This is a genomic window from Nocardia sp. MDA0666 (assembly GCF_003023875.1).
GTDB lineage: Bacteria > Actinomycetota > Actinomycetes > Mycobacteriales > Mycobacteriaceae > Nocardia > Nocardia aobensis.
In genome coordinates, this window is sequence record NZ_PYHT01000001.1 from 824,054 (window position 1) to 840,102 (window position 16,049).

Below are 16,049 nucleotides of genomic sequence, written 5' to 3' on the forward strand. Positions count from 1 at the left end.
TTCCGGTCCGCCACCCTCGAAGTTTGCTATAAAATTGCCCACCTGAGATGTCGATCCGACCGAAGTGGTTCGTAGCGACGAAATCGTGGATGCGAGCCGTGCCGTGGCCCGGCAGTGGCCCGGAGAACGTCGACCCGAAGGCGGCTCTCGATGACAGACGTGGACTGTTGCGTGATCGGTGGCGGATTCGCCGGATTGACCGCCGCGCTGCGACTGAAGCAGGCGGGTCGATCGGTGGCGGTGCTCGAAGCGCGTGACCGGCTCGGCGGGCGCACGTTCACCGAGGTGCGCACGGATGGTTGCTGGATCGATCGCGGCGGCGCCTGGATCGGGCCCGGACAGGACCGCATCCGTGCCCTGATGAGCGAGTTCGGGATCGGGAGTTACCGGCAGTACACCGACGGCGAGGCCATGATGGTCGTCGACGGCGAGCAGTACCGCTACACCGGCACGATCCCGTGGACGATGAGTCCGTGGGCCTCGATCAACCTCGGCGCCGGCTTCGCCGAACTCGCTCACCTGTGCAAGTCGATCCCGCTCGAGGCGCCGTGGGACGCCCGCAAGGCCGAGAAATGGGATCGGATCACGTTGGCGCAGTGGCTGACTCGCATCCGGTCGAAGACCGCCCACGATCTGCTGGAGACCGCCATCGCGGGCAGCTACACCTCCGCCGCCTCGGAAGTGTCGATGCTTTTCGCGCTGTATCAGATGGCGTCCGGGGGCGGGCCGAACTTCATGTTCAGCGTCCGAGGCGGCGCCCAGGACTCGCGGCCCGTGGGCGGCATGGGCGCGATCTACGGTGCGATGGCCGACCAGGTCGGCGACTCGGTCCACCTGTCGCAGCCGGTGCACGGCATCGAGCAGGACGAGGCCGGGGTGACCGTGCACGCCGGAGCGTCGACGCTGCGCGCGAATCGGGCGATCGTCGCCGTCCCGCTCGCGGTCGCCGGCCAGATCCGGTACGAGCCGATGCTGCCGGTCGATCGTTCGTTCCTGCATCAGCGCGTGCCGAGTGGCTCGATCATCAAAACCTCCGTCGTCTACGACGAGCCCTTCTGGCGCCACGACGGATTGTCCGGTCAGTCGGCCGCGCCGGGGTCACCGGCCACCGTCACCATCGACGCCTGCACCGATACCGCGCGGCCCGGAGTGCTGTGCGTCATCACGGAGGGGCCCACCGCACGACGGATCGGCCGGCTCGACGCCACCGACCGCAGGACGGCGATAACGCGTGAACTGGTCACCCGGTTCGGGAACAGAGCCGGTTCCCCGGTCGACTACGTCGAGCAGGACTGGAGTGCCGAACGCTATTCCGGCGGCGGAATGCTCAGTCACCTCCCGACCGGGGTACTCACCCAGTTCGGCCGTGCGCTGCGCGAACCGTGCGGACGGATCCACTGGGCCGGAACCGAGAGCTCGGCCGTGATGTGCGGGTGGGTCGATGGAGCGGTTCGCTCGGGTGAACGCGCCGCGAGCGAGGTGCTGCGGCACGAACTCGCCGCGGTCTGAAAGCCCGAAGCGTTCAGCGCGGACCCGCTCTGCGTGCCAGACTCGTTCCATGGCTACGGCTTCCGCCCCTCCGCCAGGCTTTCATTCGGTGACACCGCGCATGGTGGTCGACGATCTACCTGCCGCGGTCGCGTTCCTGCGAACCGTTTTCGGAGCCACCGGCGATGTCGAACCGAACCGGCCGGCCGAGGCCCGCATCGGCGACTCGCTGATCATGGTGTCGGAATCCGGTGAGCGCGAGGCCTTTCCGGCATTTCTCTACGTCTATGTCGACGACGTCGAGACCACCTTTCAGCGGGCGACGGCCGCGGGCGCGGTCGCGCTGGAGGCACCGCTGGACACGCCGTACGGTGACCGCCGCGCCATGGTCCGCGACCCGTTCGGCAACGTCTACCAGATCGCCAGGCGATCGACGACCGCCGACTGACGGTTCGAAGCGCCGCTTCGGGGCCGCTCAGTCGACGACATAGCGCAGCATGACCGCGGTGTCGAAATGCTTGGTTTCGGCCAGTCGGACGTGAATACGCTTGTCCAGCAAGGGAAACATCGGGGTGCCGCCGCCGAGCACCACGGGCAGGACGAACACTTGATACTCGTCGATGAGCCCGTGCGGAATCAGCGAGGCCGCGAGGGTCGCGCCCCCGACCTCCATGACGCCGTCGCCCTCGGCCTTCAACCTGCGCACCTCCTCCACCGCGTTCTCGCGGACCAGCGTGCTGTTCCACTGCACCTCGGTCAGCGTCCGCGAGAAGACCACCTTCGGCTTCTCCGTCCACAACCTGCCGAATTCACGCTGGATGGGCGGCGCGTCCTCGGGCACGTGCGGCCAGTACTCGGCCATCAGCTCGTACAGGCGGCGACCGTGCAGCGAGATCTCGATGTCGCGGTACCGGTCGTTGTGGAACTGGTGGAGCTCGTCGTCCGGATTGGACCAGTCGATGTTGCCGTCGCGGTCGTTGATGTAGCCGTCCAGGGACATGCTGATGCCGTAGCTCAGTTTCCTCATGACCGCATAGACGTCGTGCGCGCTCGAAATTCATCGGCGCACAGCGGAACCGATTCGATCGGCCGAGACGCGGTCATCGCCGCAGATCAGACCCGTTCGAGATAGAAGTACGCGTAGCGGCCGTTGTCGAGCGCGTATTTGCCGTCCATGATGCCCATCACGGCCTGGTCGTCGATCTTCTTGAAATGGTCGTGCACCGGCTGCCCGTCGAAGACCATCGTCGCGGTGACCTCGCCGCGGAATTCCTCCATCCAGAGGCTGCCTTCGCCGTTGTCGGTGTTCGAGTATTTGTTGCCGTCGGCGTCCAGACAGACCAGCGGCTTCACATCGGTGGCCGAATCGAACGTCTTACCGAACCAGTTGATGAGAGCCAGCGTTCCGTTCTCCCGGTGGCCGGTGTCGAACTCGCCGCCCTGCCATTCACCGATCATGAAATCGATGGTGGCGGGCTCCAACATGGCCCAGAACTCGTCGAGATCGGCGTCCGGGATGAACGAACGCTCCGGTCCGCTGACGAGACGACGCCCGGCGCGTTCCTTGAGTTCGGTGAATGTCTTGCGAGCCAATTCGTCGCTCACGATGCTCTCCATTCCGACGGCGGAGGCTTGTGAATACAGTACCGCTACGCGACAGGGCAAGCTATCGGCAAACATGCGGCCGAAGCGTCCGCCGCGATTCGCGTGGAGGCGAACACGGCCGAAACCGGGGACCCCACCGCCGACCGAGGCGACACGGATGGTGGGATACCGAACGTGACGGGCTCGCGATGGTGGGATCTGCTGATCGCGGTCGCCGCCGCGCTCATCGTGTGCTGGATTGCGCTGATCACGGCGCTGATCATCGTCCGGCCGCGCGGCAACCTGCTGCGGGAAGCCATGCGGATCCTGCCCGACACCCTGCGCCTGATCCGCCGCCTGGCCGCCGACCGGTCCCTGCCACGCGGCGTGCGGATCCGGCTCTGGCTGGTGCTGGCCTACCTCGCCTCACCCCTGGACCTGATCCCCGACATCATCCCTGTCATCGGATACGCCGACGACGCCATCATCGTCACCGCGGTCCTGCGCGGCGTCGTCCGCGCCGCCGGCCCGGAAGCCGTCCGCGCCCACTGGCCCGGCACCGACGACGGCTACACCGCCCTCGCCCGGCTCACGGGACTGCCGGTGCGGTAGTCGTCACCGCCGCCGCGCCCGCAGAGCTGCTTCGCGGTCGGTGACGATCTGCTTGCGGCGTTGCGTCATCGCTTCGGCGGGTGAGGCGGTGCCGACGATCGCGTCGAAGACCGCGCGGGCGTCCTCGAGCGCGTCGCGGGCGCCCACTCCGGCGGCCGGGGTGATCGCGTGGTCGGCGTCACCGATGAGGATGGCCGAATCCTGCGGTGCGCGCGCACCTTCCAGGGGGACGTTGCGCGCGTTGCTGACGTGCACCGATTCCGTCCGCGACAGGAAGGCCGACACCAGCGCGCGGCTGGAAGGTGTTGCGGCCAGGACGGTTTCGGCCCACTCGTCGACCGGTCGCATCCCGATATCGTCGCGGGTACCGGGGAGCGGATCGCGCGGGATCCGCACGAACCACAGGGCTGCCGGATCCTCGGGACGCCAGATGTGGCCGAAAGTGCTTCCGGCACTGCCATCTTCGGCGACCTCGGCGTAGAAGTGGAGGACTGCGGGGGTGGTGGGCGGCGGGGGATCCAGTGGCGTGCCGGTCATTCCGTACAGCACGACGTCACCGGCGTAGACGGGGGTGCGGGCGGGTTCCAGGGCCGCACGGACGACGGAGTCGATGCCGTCGGCGCCGATCAGCAGTCCTTCGGCGGCGAGGACTTCGGAGCGGCGCCGGATCGCGTGGTGGTCCTCGCCCACGGTCACGCCGGTGATCGGCTCGCCGTAGCGCAGCTCGGCGCCGGAGCCCGCGACGAACTCCGACAACACACCCATGAGGTTGCGGCGCAACCAGAAACGATGACCGCGACTGGGCATTGCGCTGCGCCGCCCGCGGCTGTCCTCGTAGTCGAGACCCGCCAGTGGATATGAAACCTCGTGCAACGCCGGACGATCGACGCCCATCGCCTCCATCGCGTCGTGCCCGCGCCCGTCGACGAACAGAAACGCCCCGGCTCCGGGCCCCGGGCGCTGTTGTTCGTAGACCGCTACCCGATGTCCTCGCCGGGCGAGACCACCGGCCAGGCAACTGCCCGCGATCCCACCACCGATAACGCTCACCATGTCCTGCGACCTCCTGGCGTTGTCGTGCCGACGGCCCCCCGCCGGGAGAGGCACGTGTCCAGAGTGCCACGCCCACGCGGACATTCGCCTCGTCTCCTCTGAGGTGAAGACTCAGCTGGGCGGAATTCGCTTCAAGCTACCCACGCTGAGCGATCCGTTGGCCCCGGTCCGCAACGCCGCCTCCGCCGCGCGTACATAGCCGGCTGGGTCTTTGTCGACGGACACGACACCGGCGTAGTTGCGCGCCTCGTACGCGGCGAAGGCCACGGCAAGTTGATGACGGCGCTGCAACCCGGCCAGCCGACGGAAATCGGTGAGCCCCTCACGCTCTTCCTCGGCCATATGATCGCTGTTGGCCAGATTCGCCGCCGCGACCGCCGCGTACCACTCATCGGTGCCCACCTGGTGCCGCCCTACTTCGGCGATCGCGTCCCTGATCTCGTTGTGGTCACCGATCGCGTCGAGCGTCTCGTCCTCCGCCCCGCTCGCCCGCCGAGCCGCGATCCCCACCTGCAGCAGCGCCGGATAGAAAATCTCCTCCTCGGCCTGCGCATGCAATTCGAGAAAGGCCGCCAACCTGTCCCAGATCGCCCCCAGCGCCCCGGTGTCCCCCCGATCGATCTGCTCCAGAATCGCGAACAACCGCCGCTGCTCGTGATGGTCATCGAGGATCAACTGGGTGATATCCACATTTCCTCCCTGACGCCGCATCGCTGGTAAGCACGGAACTCGACGGCCAACTGCCGCGCGTCAGCCGGAACCTCCTGGGAACCTGACGACAATCTACTACCGAGTCGCGGCCCGATCGGGCTGGATCAACCGTTCGCAGGCACTCCGCACGAGCTGCAACTACTGCGGCGCGACACCGGCGGCCACCGTGAATCACCCCAGTCCGACGAGATCGGCTGACGTAGTCCACAGTTCGTCGATGAGGCGGCGGTTGTGGGCTTGGGGCGACTCGGGGCCCTTTGCGCGGTGGCGGTGAAAGTAGACGCCGTTGATTTCCGGGTCGGCGCCGCGGCCGGCCAGCTCGATCAGGGGTTCGGCGCCGCGGGCGGGAGTGATGGTGCCGACGTGGCGCAGCGGGGTGCGGTAGAGCAGGCCGACGGCTCGGGAGTCGCGGCCGAAGCTCGAGGCCACGGGGCCGGGATGGACTGCGGCGGAAACTATTCCGTCCGATGTCCAGCGCTGCGCGATTCCGCGGGTGAACATGATGTTCATCAGCTTGCTCGACCCGTAGGCGCGCCATCCGAAGGCGCGGCGGCGCCGGTAGTCGAGGTCGGAGATGTCGACGCGTCCGAACAGGTTGCCGACGCTCGCGGTGTTCAGCACGAGCGCACCGCGGGCGGCGAGTTTGTCGTGCAGCAGATTGGTGAGCAGGAACGGGGCCAAGTGGTTGATCTGGAAGTTGGGTTCGTGCCCGTCGACGGTCCGCTGCTGCGGCTCGAAGAGGCCGCCCGCGTTGTTGAGCAGCACGTCGATCGCGCCGGCATGTTCGCCGATCTGCTCGGCGAGACCGCGCACATCGTCGAGAACGGCGAAATCGGCCGTGAAGGCGGTGGCACCGGTGTCGGCGGTGACGGCGGCGAGTTTCTTTGCCGACCTGCCGACGATGACGAGATCGACGTCGGGCGCGGCTAGCGCCCGCGCGGTCACCGCTCCGATGCCGTCGCTGGCACCGGTTATGACGATCGTGCGTCGCGGGTTCGAGGCTGATCGGCTCTCTGTCACCAGGGTCTCCAGTCGGTGGGTGCGTGGCGTACAGCCGCGCGAGCTGTCATGGGATTGTGGTGTCGTACGACGCGACCGCCTGCGTCCGCCACCAGCTTACGATCCGGTCGGCGCGAGGGTCATCGTGTGCCCTCCAGCTCGCAGATACGCCATCGAACCCGCCGCCGCCGCCCAGCAGGCATTCACCGAGGACGTCGAGCGGCTCGGCGAGGGCTCGGTGTGGACGGCCGGTGGCTGCACGAGCTGGTATCTCAACGACAACGGCCGCAACACCAACATCTGGCCCGGTTCGACGTTCGACTTCCGCCGTCGGACGCTGCGCTTCGATCCCACCCGTCATCTCCTGCATCGCCGCAGCCGGGAGGTGGTGGCATGAGTGCCGGGGCATTGGTCACCGGAACCCCCGGCGCCCCCACGGTGGTCCTGATCCACGGCCTCGCGAGCTCGTACCGAGTGTGGGACCGGGTCGTACCGATACTCGCGGACCGCGCGAATATCGTTGCGGTGCATCTGGATTCGACAGGAAGCATCGAAGACGACGCCGACGACACCGCGCGGCTGCTCGATCGCCCTTCGGTCGTGGTCGGCCACTCGCGCGGCGGGCTGGTCGCCACCGCCCTCGCCGAACGTCGACCCGATCTCGTCTCGGCCCTGATACTGCTCTGCCCGCCCTGGTCGCAGGCGAGCCGGAAGTCCGCTCGGCTGGCCCGGCTGCCACAACCGGCCCGATTGGCCTTCGGCGAACTCGACGCACGGATTCGAGCGCCTACCGTGGAATTCGACAGGTCTCTTTGGACAACGCTTCGAGCGGTCGGGCATACCCCGCCGTGGGAGGCGCCGGAGGCCGTCGCGGATCTGATCACCCGATCGCTGCGAGCGGCGGCACCCTAGCCGTCGCTCGTCACAACTACAGGAGGTAAGCGAAAATGCCGAAAGTCCTGTTCGTGATCTCTGCCGCCGACCGCTGGACCTTGAACGACGGCGAAATACACCCCTCGGGTTTTTGGGCCGAAGAGGTGGCGGTGCCGCACCGCATCTTCTCCGAGGCGGGTTGGGACATCACCATCGCGACCCCGGGCGGAAAGGCCCCGACCCTCGATCGACTCAGTCTCGGAATCGCCGGCGGCCTGCCCTGGAAACGCCGCGACGTGAAGCAGTATCTCGACAGCATCGACAGCGCCCTCGCCCATCCGGTCGCGCTGGACAGCGTCGACCCGGATGCTTTCGATGTCGTGTTCTACCCCGGCGGCCACGGTCCGATGGAAGATCTCGCTTACGACGCGACCTCCGGGGCGCTGCTGACCGAGCGGCTCGCCTCCGGCAAACCCCTCGCCCTGCTGTGTCACGCCCCGGCCGCCATCCTGGCCGCGACCCCACCCGCCGGGAAGTCACCCTTCGCCGGCTACCGGATGACTGGACTGTCCAACCGCGAGGAACTGTTGAACCGGTTCGCGAAAAAGGCGCCCTGGCTACTCGAGGACAAATTGAAGGAGACCGGGGTCGAATACTCCAAGGCCCTACTTCCGTTGCGCCCCTACGTAGTTGTCGACCGCAATCTGTACACCGGCCAGAATCCCCAATCGTCGGAGAAACTCGCCCAGCGATTGCTCGCCGATGTCGGCTCCTCGGCGTAAAACGACGAAATTTCAGCGAAGTCGCGGGATATCGAGGATCGCCGACACCGCCGCTCGCACCCGTTCGTCGACGACCTTCTCGGAGGACGCATCGAGCTTTCCATCCAGGTGCAGGAAAGCCAGACCGTGGACCAACGCCCACATCGCGGTCGCGGTGGGCTCCGGGTCGGCGTCCGGAAAGGTCTGTCGCACAAGGGATTCCAGATACTGATGGATGGCCTCCACCGCCGCGACCCGCTCCGGGCCGGTCGTATCGCAGGACTCGGTGAACATCACCCGGAACATCCCCGGCCGGGTCAGTGCGAATCGGACATAGGCGACGGCGATGTCGCCGAGGCTGCCGGTGTCCACCCGCTCCGGGTGGACGGCGGCCAGATGCGCGGCCAGATCGCGATACCCCACCGCCGCGACCGCGGACAACAACGCATCACGGTCGGCGAAATGGCGATAGGGCGCGGCAGTGGACACGCCGGCCCGCCGCGCCGCCCCGCGCAGCGACAGCTCCGACGCCCCACCTTCCTCGAGCAGCTCGATCGCCGCACGCACCAGCGCATTGGGCAGATCACCATGGTGATATGGCGTCGCCGACGTTGCCATCACAACCAACCTCAACAGGTATCAGTCACCGATTTCCAGAACCTCCACAGTAGCGGCGGACGTCGTACGCGCTGTCGAGCACTCACCCTCCAGCGACGTCGTGTCGACAACCACGACCCACCCGGCAGACGTCGAGCGCCGGAACGAACCCCAGGACGACCGTTCTCCGTACCGATGTCGTACCGCGCGGCGATGCTGTGCGGCGATAAGCCGAGCCGCACCGCCGCCGTGGAACCGGGGCGCCGTTCACGCTCGCCCACACCGTAATGCGCTGAGCAGCACCGAAACCCGGATCCATCTGCGGCGGTGACGTCGTTACTTTCATCCGTTCGAGCCACGCCGAGCGATCAACTTTCTACGTTGCTGTCAGCGTATGGACCGACGGGGCGGCCGACCCGAGTAGACCGCTACTCGAATTCCGCTGCGGCCGCCCGCAGTCCGCGGCGGCGGCCCGAAACAAGCTGCGTCACATGCCACCTGCTCGCCGTACTGTCGGCTCCGTTTCCCGCCCACACCGACGATCGGCCCGGACCATCCTGGCTGTTCTTTTCTCCGCAGCCCGGCCATGTCACCGAGAGGGAGAAACTACGGGATCTAATAAATAGATGCGCATATAGCAGTAGACAGATAGGTGGCCGGCAGCTGGCGCTCGCAATGGAAGTGGTTCAGGCGGCCAAGGCTCAGCCGGCCGCCCACTACCGCCCTGTCCCGATTCGAGCGAGGAATGCGGGGAGTTTGGAGGCAGCCATGAGCGCGCGGAACTGCCAGCTGTCGTCGCGAGGCAAAACTCCGCCGCGCTGAGTGGCGTCGAGGAAGTCGTAGAGGGTTTCGCCTTCTTCCATGAGTCCGTCGGCGTTGAAGTGGTAGCGGTCGACGGCCGGGCACTGGATGAAGCGTCCGTTGCCGTAGATCACGGGTGCGGACTCGTCGTAGGGGTACAGGCGCAGCGGGCCGGTCCAATGCCCGCTGCCGATGTAGCGGATCACGGTGCGCACCTTGCCTTCCGGCGTCACGTCCAGATAGACCTGGTTCGGCAGCGGGTCGTAGCGCCAGTCCGGGATGGCGTCGAAGAAGGCGAAGTTGTACTTCACGAACTCGTCGATGCCGACGATGGTGCGCCCGAACGTCGTGACGTCGGTGTAGCGGATGTCGGGTGCGTAGAGCTCGTGATTGAGGCTCATATCCCGGACCAGGAAACTCCACCAATACTTCTTGGCCCATTCCAGGACCCAGCTCAGATCGACGCCGAGCTTGCCGTAGAGCTCTAGTTTGCGTTCGAACTCGCCGAACCACTCGAGGGTTCGGGCCCGCAGTTCCGATTCGGGAATCGCCCGAATCGGCACGGCGCGATTGGAATTCAGGAATTCCGGTACCGGTTTCGACAACCTCGGCTGCCGCAGCGCCTGCTGGAACTGTTCCTCGTCGAACATGAGTGACCCCTTCACACGATCGGTGCGACCGGCCACAGTGCCGGTGCTGCGCACCCCAAGATGAATCACATGATTCATGTAGAATCAGGTGATGTCAATGAGGTGTGCGGAGGGGATGCGAGGATGATCGCGTGAGCACCGCACCCAAACTCTGGCGAGGCCAGACGCTGCAGGACCGTTCCGGCGAACGCCGTGAGCTGTTGCTGGAGTGCGCTTTCGACCTGCTCGGGACAGCGGGAGCCGGGGCCGTCACGATGCGGGCGGTGACGCGGCAGGCGAATCTGAGCCCGCGCTATTTCTACGAAAGTTTCGAAGGCCGCGAAGCGCTGATCCTCGCCGTCTACGACCGGGTGGAAGCGGCGTTGCGCGAGCGGCTGTCGGTGATCGCCGCGGGCGTCGACCCGTATGCGGCAATCCGGTCGGCACTGCACACCTGCGCCGACTTCTTCGACGAGGACCCGCGGCGGGCGCGGGTGCTGCTGCGTGAACCGTTGGCCGACGACGATTTACGGGCGCACATCACCCGCCGGACCCCGGCGGTGATCCGAGCCCTGGCTCCGCTGCTGGGCGACAACGCCGGGGACCTGTTCGCCAGCAGTGATGCCACGCTGGCCACGATCGGCACCGCGCTGGCCGGGGCGTTGACGTCGGTGTATCTGGAATGGACCGACGGGCACCTGAGCATCGAGCGCGACCGGCTCGTCGACACCTGCACCGGCATCGTCGCCGCACTACTCGGACTCGCCCTCGGCCCACGATCTCACTGAGCCCACCCGGCGCCCCCGAGGCGCCGTCGGTGCGAAATGTCGGGTCAGGAACCCGGGCAACGTGTGGGCGAGCGCACGCACAACGCCGCGGTCTCCCGAGGGGCGCACGCGTGACCGAAAACCCTTGTCAGGCATCGGATTCGGCCGATCGCCGATCGCCCTCGGTGCGGTCGCCGTCCACCGACCCTTGTCGCCGCAGTCGCAGAGCCAGCTCGACATGTCCGTTGTCGAGCAGAAACCCCAGAAACAGCGCACGGAACGCCGCATGCACCGAATCCGGCGGCAGCGTGCCCGGGACGGCCATTTCGTGCAGCGCCAACCCGTGCGCCAGGGCGGTGAATGCCGGTGCGGCCGTGTCGGGTTCCGGGGAGCCGGCCGCGCGAACGCCCGCGGCGGCGGCGCGGCGTGCGGCATCCAGTGCCCGCGCGGCGGCGTCGCGGAACTCCGGGTGCCGCGCGGCGTGCAGATAGGCCTCGAACAACGCCGGTGTCTCCGGCGAGCGCGGGGCCGCGGCCGACGACAGCGCGGCGGCGATCTCGTCGGGTGTGCTGTGCGCCTCGGCCAGCGCCTCGGCGAGCGCGACCTGGGTATCGGCGTCGGCGTCGGTGTAGACGCGCAGCGCTTCCTCGGTCAGCGCGTCGATCGAGTCGAAGAAGTAGCCGACGGTGGTGAGCGGCAGGCCGGCTTTTTCGGTGACCGCGCGGTGGGTCACTCCTGCCACACCCACGGCTGCGGTGACCTCGACAGCGGCCGCGAGCAAGGCTTCGCGGCGAGCCTGAGCGCTGGGACGGTGGCGGCGCGGGGTCACGCGGCCCACCCTAGGCCATCTCTGTAACTCCTTACAGTTTCCCTCTGGGCAGAGTCTGTAAATTCTTCTAGACTCAGCCGCCATGACGTCCCTTCACGCCTTTCGCGACGATGCGCTCGCCGAGCACGACGCGGTCGCCCTCGCCGAACTGGTCCGCGACGGCTCGGTCAGCCCGCAGGAGCTCGCCGCCGCCGCCATCGAGCGGGCGCGCGCTGTCGACCCGCAACTCGACGCCGTCGCCTGCGCGATCTACGACGCCCCGCGCTACCACTCGCGCTCCGATGCCGCCCTCTACGGCGTGCCGACCTTCGTGAAGGACAACTCCGACGTCGCGGGCCTGCCGACCAACCACGGCAGTGAGGCGTTCCGGGCGCGGCCCGCCGCGAAGAACGGCGCCTACACCGACCAGTTCCTCGGCACCGGGCTGACGCTGCTCGGTAAATCGCGACTGCCGGAGTTCGGCTTCAACGCCACCACCGAATTCATGACCGAACCGCCCGCGCGCAATCCGTGGGATCTGGACCGCTCGGTCGGTGCCTCGTCCGGCGGGTCGGCCGCACTGGTCGCGGCGGGCGTGGTTCCGATCGCGCACGCCAACGACGGCGGCGGATCCATCCGCATCCCCGCCGCGTGCGGCGGACTCGTCGGGCTCAAGCCGAGCCGCGGCCGCCACATCGACGGCGAACAGGTGCGGAGCCTGCCGATCCGCATGATCTCCGAAGGCGTGCTCACCCGTACCGTGCGTGACACCGCGGCATTCGTCGCCGCGGCCGAGAATGGCTGGCGCAACCCGAAACTCGCCCCCATCGGCGAAGTTCGGGGCCCGGCGCAACGACGGCTGCGAGTCGGGCTGCTCATGCACAGCGTCACCGGTGCCGAGGTCGACGCACCCACCCGGGCCGCGGTCGAGCACACCGCCACGCTGCTGGAGAAGGCCGGGCACGTCGTCGAACCGATCGCGCTCCCGGTCACCGCGCAGTTCGCCGCCGATTTCGTCCAATACTGGGCGCTGCTGGCCGATCTCGCGGTGAGTACGGGCAAGCTCATCCTGGATCGCTCGTTCGACGCCGCCGCCACCGACGGACTCACGCGCGGACTGCGGGCCCATCACCGGCGCAACTTGCACCGCACACCGGCGGCACTGCGCCGACTGCGGCGCATCCCGGCCACCTACGCGCGAATGTTCGCCAACCTGGAAGTCGTTGTGTCGCCGGTACTCTCGCATACGACCCCGCCGCTGGGCCACATCGCACCGACCGTCCCCTTCCCCGAACTCATCGACCGGCTCACCCGCTACGTCAGCTATACCCCGCTGAACAACATCGCCGGCACCCCGGCAATCTCGCTTCCCATGGGCCGCACACCCGACGGCCTGCCGGTCGGCGTGCAACTGTCGGCCGCGTACGGCGACGAACGCACGCTGATCGAACTGGCCTACCTCCTCGAGGCCGAACAACCCTTCCCCCGCATCCAGGAGCAGGCGACGAATTCCTCAACTCGGTAGTGCCGCGATCGGCCCCGGCTTCACAGCGACCCCGCGGCAGCAAACCCACGGCGCGCAATGCGGCATGTCGTCCGTTGACGCGATGCCCCCTCGGTGACGTGGAGGGAAACGTCGATTGAATACTTCCGCACAGCGGGCGATTGTGACTCGAATCCGAGCGCTGAAGGTTTGCTGCCACTAGCGGAGCGGGTAACAGAGAAGTGAGGCCGACGTCCTGCCCGGCGCCGGCCCGCGCGCAGACCGAAGGCATGACGGGCTGCGCGAAAGTCGTTGCGATGCCGCCGGGCCGATCGCCACCCCGGCGGCATCGCTTCGTTCAGCGACACGACTCAGGCGTCGGTCAGGGCATCGGCGGCAGTATCCGAGACGGAGGCTCCTGAACCGTGACGAGAACGACGACGTCGCCGTAGGGGGCGTTTCCCCGCGCCAGCCGATGACCGAACTTCGCCAGCGGAATTCGCCACCGATACTTGGCTTCGATCTCGGCCTGAACGAACGACACCAGCGTGCCCGCGGTCACCACCTGCGCCTGTCCCTGGCGCTGGTGGGATCCCAGCGCCGGATGGCCGCGCCAATCACCAGCCTGGACCAGCACCCGGCCGTCGCGCACCAGATCGTCGGCTTCCGGCGCCTGCGACGAGACACGAAACGCCAACTGGCCGAACCCGATAGGAACAACCAGCCGCGGGACGGTCACCAATTGCTGCGGGCCGGCGACGCGGGTGACGAGCACCGCCTTCGCCTCCTGCCACTCGCTCGCGGCCCGGGTGACCGGGACCGGGCGTGCCGAGGTCGCCCGCGCGACCGGGACGGGCCGTGCGAGCCGAAGGGGTGCGGTGGGAATATCGGTCAGGGTGTCTGTCATCGCATTCGCTCCTCTCCGCGACGATTCCGTTCGCTGCTACCGGCGCCAAGGTCTGCCGGGGCCGGCGCGGAACACCAGCCGTGACCGGGAGCAGGGCTCACCGTTCACGATGTGAGAGTGACGAGTCGTGAAGGGATTTCACGCATCCGGCGGCCGGGCCCGCTCGAGCATCCTTGATCGGCCGATTTCGATAGTGCACGCACATCCGCGCGTCGGCAACGATGCTGGTCACAGCTGGTAGACCTGCCGGGAAAACCCGCAGCCGACACGAGCCCGCACACCGTGCTCGCGACGGAGTCGGCGGCTAAGTTGCCGATATGGTTCTCGCGCTCGACCCACCCGTGGTCGCCTCCGCGACCGACACCGGCCTGATCCTCGACATCGTGAGCATCGCCATCGCCGACCCCCTCGGCCGCGGCGAACCCCATCTACGACTACGCGACGGAACCACGGTCACCCTGCCCGTGCCGCTGCGCGACTGGGCGATGGCCATGCTCGTCACCCATCATCACCGCGCCGACGCCGAAGTCCCGAGCTTTCCCTGCCGCATCGAATTCGGCATCCGGGACGGCCACATGTACGCCCGCCCACTGACCGCCGGCGAACACCACGACGTGCCGTAGCACTGCGAAGGTGCAGCACCGAGGCATTACCGGCACGGTGTAGACGAGGCCACGGGGGTAATCGAACAGTGGGGTGGTGAGCGGAAGGAGTTCGACGTGAGTGATATGGCGATCGGGCAGCGACTCAGAGACCTTCTCGACGAGGATCCGGACTTGGCCGCCGGCCTGGAGCGATCATTGGTGCAGGCGCGCCAGGTCGCTGAGCAGGGGCTGAAGGACGAACTGCTGGCGGCGTTACCGTGGCCGCAGTCGGTCGCGGAATACATCGACTACATCGATGACTTCGCTCGCTGGGTACCGCGGGAGAGCGACTCGCCCGCATGGCGCGCACAAGCACCACAACACCGGTACGCCCAGGAGGTCAGCGACCGGCTTTCCCACTTCTTCTGGATCATCGACCAGAAGACGGACGACCGCGACACGTCCGTGGCGTACGGCTCGGACACATTCCGGGAATGGGTCACCGACTTCGCCCGCGACTGGGGCAGTTTTCTCGACACTCCCGAATCCTTCGGGCCGGACGTGCTGAAATCGTTCGTCGACAATGCTCCGGAATATCACGTGGGCGATTCCATGATCGACGGCAAGCCGAACGCCCCCAGCGGCTGGATGACTTTCAACCAGTTCTTCGCCCGCGAATTGAACGGAGGTCTACGACCGGTCGCCGAACCGGGCGACAACAGGTCGATATCCTCGCCCGCCGATTGCATGTTCCAGCACCGTTACGGCATCGACGACGCCTCGAACATTCCGGCGACGACGATCAAAGGCACGCACAAGTACGGAAATATCGAAACGTTGCTCACCGGTAGCGAATACGCCGCGAAATTCGCCGGCGGAACCTTTGCCCATTACATGCTGCCGACCAACGCCTATCACCGCTTCCACCTACCGGTGAGCGGTGTCGTCAAAGAGTCGTTCGTGACTCACGGGCAAGCGTTCATGCAGGTCGAGCTGTCCGACCACGGCTTGAAGGGCCAGGACAACGCCGAAACCGGCTTCGAATTCTTCCAGACCCGCGGCGTGGTCGTCATCGACACCGCCGAATCCCCCGACGGCGACATCGGAACGGTCGCGGTCGTGTGCGTCGGCATGCAGAACGTCGCATCGGTCACCCTCACCTGCACCCCCGGAAAACATATGGCCAAGGGAGACGAATTCGGCTACTTCACGTTCGGAGGTTCCGACATCGTGCTGCTGTTCCAACAGGGTGTCGAGGTCGACGTGGATACCGCCGAGGAAACCCGTTTGGTCGGAGTGCCGGTAGCGCGGTGCCGCTGACCCGCCGACCATATGCCGAAGCCGAACTGACACAGCCGTTTCGGCGACGAACGGTCGAAGCACACCGCCGAG

19 protein-coding genes are annotated in these 16,049 nt (G+C 67.1%); 10 read left to right on the forward strand and 9 right to left on the reverse strand.

Annotation, left to right across the window (positions count from 1 at the left end):
- The first annotated feature begins 150 nt into the window (after positions 1 to 150).
- Together C8258_RS03920 and C8258_RS03925 are read left to right on the forward strand one after the other, a co-directional pair.
- Entirely contained in the window at positions 151 to 1,509 is a 1,359-nt protein-coding gene (locus C8258_RS03920) for an FAD-dependent oxidoreductase (RefSeq protein ID WP_106953860.1), read from the forward strand.
- Between the two features lie 49 nt (positions 1,510 to 1,558).
- Positions 1,559 to 1,936, forward strand: coding sequence for a VOC family protein (locus tag C8258_RS03925; protein WP_106953861.1), 378 nt, complete (start codon positions 1,559 to 1,561; stop codon positions 1,934 to 1,936).
- A 27-nt stretch (positions 1,937 to 1,963) separates the two neighbouring features.
- On the opposite strand, the gene C8258_RS03930 is transcribed toward C8258_RS03925, so the two are convergent.
- On the reverse strand, positions 1,964 to 2,515 hold the full coding sequence (locus C8258_RS03930) for a dihydrofolate reductase family protein (protein WP_106953862.1): 552 nt from the start codon (positions 2,513 to 2,515) through the stop codon (positions 1,964 to 1,966).
- An 86-nt stretch (positions 2,516 to 2,601) separates the two neighbouring features.
- Positions 2,602 to 3,105, reverse strand: a complete 504-nt coding sequence (locus C8258_RS03935) for a DUF4334 domain-containing protein (protein WP_199195557.1) — start codon at positions 3,103 to 3,105, stop codon at positions 2,602 to 2,604.
- 162 nt (positions 3,106 to 3,267) lie between these two features.
- Between C8258_RS03935 and C8258_RS03940 the strand changes: the two genes are divergently transcribed.
- Positions 3,268 to 3,684, forward strand: a complete 417-nt coding sequence (locus tag C8258_RS03940) for a YkvA family protein (protein ID WP_106954060.1) — start codon at positions 3,268 to 3,270, stop codon at positions 3,682 to 3,684.
- Between the two features lie 3 nt (positions 3,685 to 3,687).
- On the opposite strand, the gene C8258_RS03945 is transcribed toward C8258_RS03940, so the two are convergent.
- The 3 genes from C8258_RS03945 to C8258_RS03955 all read right to left on the reverse strand — a co-directional run bounded on the left by C8258_RS03945 (position 3,688) and on the right by C8258_RS03955 (position 6,468).
- Positions 3,688 to 4,737, reverse strand: coding sequence for an NAD(P)/FAD-dependent oxidoreductase (locus C8258_RS03945; protein WP_158271210.1), 1,050 nt, complete (start codon positions 4,735 to 4,737; stop codon positions 3,688 to 3,690).
- A 111-nt stretch (positions 4,738 to 4,848) separates the two neighbouring features.
- Positions 4,849 to 5,427, reverse strand: coding sequence for a hemerythrin domain-containing protein (locus C8258_RS03950; RefSeq protein ID WP_106953864.1), 579 nt, complete (start codon positions 5,425 to 5,427; stop codon positions 4,849 to 4,851).
- Positions 5,428 to 5,619: 192 nt separating this feature from the next.
- Complete coding sequence (locus C8258_RS03955; RefSeq protein WP_106953865.1) at positions 5,620 to 6,468, reverse strand: SDR family NAD(P)-dependent oxidoreductase; 849 nt, start codon at positions 6,466 to 6,468, stop codon at positions 5,620 to 5,622.
- A 124-nt stretch (positions 6,469 to 6,592) separates the two neighbouring features.
- On the opposite strand from C8258_RS03955, the gene C8258_RS03960 reads away from it, so the two are divergent.
- Genes C8258_RS03960 through C8258_RS03970 form a run of 3 tightly spaced genes read left to right on the forward strand, consistent with a single transcriptional unit; the run spans position 6,593 to position 8,102 of the window.
- Positions 6,593 to 6,844, forward strand: a complete 252-nt coding sequence (locus C8258_RS03960) for a hypothetical protein (RefSeq protein WP_106953866.1) — start codon at positions 6,593 to 6,595, stop codon at positions 6,842 to 6,844.
- The gene (locus tag C8258_RS03965; RefSeq protein WP_106953867.1) at positions 6,841 to 7,359 is read left to right on the forward strand and encodes an alpha/beta fold hydrolase; all 519 of its coding nucleotides are present in this window, start codon (positions 6,841 to 6,843) and stop codon (positions 7,357 to 7,359) included. The genes C8258_RS03960 and C8258_RS03965 overlap by 4 nt, the downstream gene beginning before the upstream one ends.
- 35 nt (positions 7,360 to 7,394) lie before the next feature.
- Positions 7,395 to 8,102, forward strand: a complete 708-nt coding sequence (locus C8258_RS03970; RefSeq protein WP_106953868.1) for a type 1 glutamine amidotransferase domain-containing protein — start codon at positions 7,395 to 7,397, stop codon at positions 8,100 to 8,102.
- Positions 8,103 to 8,114: 12 nt separating this feature from the next.
- Here C8258_RS03970 and C8258_RS03975 read toward each other — a convergent pair whose 3' ends face one another.
- Both C8258_RS03975 and C8258_RS03980 read right to left on the reverse strand, forming a co-directional pair.
- Positions 8,115 to 8,699 carry a TetR/AcrR family transcriptional regulator gene (locus C8258_RS03975; RefSeq protein ID WP_106953869.1) on the reverse strand — a complete coding sequence of 195 codons (585 nt, stop codon included), beginning with the start codon at positions 8,697 to 8,699 and terminating at the stop codon, positions 8,115 to 8,117.
- A 695-nt stretch (positions 8,700 to 9,394) separates the two neighbouring features.
- Positions 9,395 to 10,129 (reverse strand): nuclear transport factor 2 family protein, encoded by a 735-nt coding sequence (locus tag C8258_RS03980; protein ID WP_106954061.1) that lies wholly within the window; start codon positions 10,127 to 10,129, stop codon positions 9,395 to 9,397.
- A gap of 131 nt (positions 10,130 to 10,260) precedes the next feature.
- Here C8258_RS03980 and C8258_RS03985 point away from each other — a divergent pair, with 131 nt between their 5' ends.
- Positions 10,261 to 10,896 (forward strand): TetR/AcrR family transcriptional regulator, encoded by a 636-nt coding sequence (locus C8258_RS03985; RefSeq protein ID WP_233224851.1) that lies wholly within the window; start codon positions 10,261 to 10,263, stop codon positions 10,894 to 10,896.
- A 127-nt stretch (positions 10,897 to 11,023) separates the two neighbouring features.
- On the opposite strand, the gene C8258_RS03990 is transcribed toward C8258_RS03985, so the two are convergent.
- The gene (locus C8258_RS03990; RefSeq protein WP_158271211.1) at positions 11,024 to 11,704 is read right to left on the reverse strand and encodes a TetR/AcrR family transcriptional regulator; all 681 of its coding nucleotides are present in this window, start codon (positions 11,702 to 11,704) and stop codon (positions 11,024 to 11,026) included.
- 82 nt (positions 11,705 to 11,786) lie between these two features.
- Here C8258_RS03990 and C8258_RS03995 point away from each other — a divergent pair, with 82 nt between their 5' ends.
- Entirely contained in the window at positions 11,787 to 13,208 is a 1,422-nt protein-coding gene (locus C8258_RS03995; RefSeq protein ID WP_106953872.1) for an amidase, read from the forward strand.
- A 340-nt stretch (positions 13,209 to 13,548) separates the two neighbouring features.
- Here C8258_RS03995 and C8258_RS04000 read toward each other — a convergent pair whose 3' ends face one another.
- The gene (locus C8258_RS04000) at positions 13,549 to 14,073 is read right to left on the reverse strand and encodes a hypothetical protein (protein WP_106953873.1); all 525 of its coding nucleotides are present in this window, start codon (positions 14,071 to 14,073) and stop codon (positions 13,549 to 13,551) included.
- 317 nt (positions 14,074 to 14,390) lie between these two features.
- Here C8258_RS04000 and C8258_RS04005 point away from each other — a divergent pair, with 317 nt between their 5' ends.
- Positions 14,391 to 14,696: a hypothetical protein gene (locus C8258_RS04005; protein ID WP_063066174.1), complete on the forward strand. Its 306-nt coding sequence runs from the start codon at positions 14,391 to 14,393 to the stop codon at positions 14,694 to 14,696.
- Positions 14,697 to 14,801: 105 nt separating this feature from the next.
- Positions 14,802 to 15,977, forward strand: coding sequence for a phosphatidylserine decarboxylase (locus C8258_RS04010; RefSeq protein ID WP_106954062.1), 1,176 nt, complete (start codon positions 14,802 to 14,804; stop codon positions 15,975 to 15,977).
- Positions 15,978 to 16,049: the final 72 nt, after the last annotated feature.

Coding starts and splice junctions, on each gene's coding strand:
- C8258_RS03920 (WP_106953860.1), top strand. CDS start 151: ATGACAGACGTGGACTGTTGCGTGATCGGTGGCGGATTCGCCGGATTG.
- C8258_RS03925 (WP_106953861.1), top strand. CDS start 1,559: ATGGCTACGGCTTCCGCCCCTCCGCCAGGCTTTCATTCGGTGACACCG.
- C8258_RS03930 (WP_106953862.1), bottom strand. CDS start 2,515: ATGAGGAAACTGAGCTACGGCATCAGCATGTCCCTGGACGGCTACATC.
- C8258_RS03935 (WP_199195557.1), bottom strand. CDS start 3,105: ATGGAGAGCATCGTGAGCGACGAATTGGCTCGCAAGACATTCACCGAA.
- C8258_RS03945 (WP_158271210.1), bottom strand. CDS start 4,737: ATGGTGAGCGTTATCGGTGGTGGGATCGCGGGCAGTTGCCTGGCCGGT.
- C8258_RS03965 (WP_106953867.1), top strand. CDS start 6,841: ATGAGTGCCGGGGCATTGGTCACCGGAACCCCCGGCGCCCCCACGGTG.
- C8258_RS03970 (WP_106953868.1), top strand. CDS start 7,395: ATGCCGAAAGTCCTGTTCGTGATCTCTGCCGCCGACCGCTGGACCTTG.
- C8258_RS03975 (WP_106953869.1), bottom strand. CDS start 8,699: ATGGCAACGTCGGCGACGCCATATCACCATGGTGATCTGCCCAATGCG.
- C8258_RS03980 (WP_106954061.1), bottom strand. CDS start 10,129: ATGTTCGACGAGGAACAGTTCCAGCAGGCGCTGCGGCAGCCGAGGTTG.
- C8258_RS03995 (WP_106953872.1), top strand. CDS start 11,787: ATGACGTCCCTTCACGCCTTTCGCGACGATGCGCTCGCCGAGCACGAC.
- C8258_RS04000 (WP_106953873.1), bottom strand. CDS start 14,073: ATGACAGACACCCTGACCGATATTCCCACCGCACCCCTTCGGCTCGCA.
- C8258_RS04005 (WP_063066174.1), top strand. CDS start 14,391: ATGGTTCTCGCGCTCGACCCACCCGTGGTCGCCTCCGCGACCGACACC.
- C8258_RS04010 (WP_106954062.1), top strand. CDS start 14,802: ATGGCGATCGGGCAGCGACTCAGAGACCTTCTCGACGAGGATCCGGAC.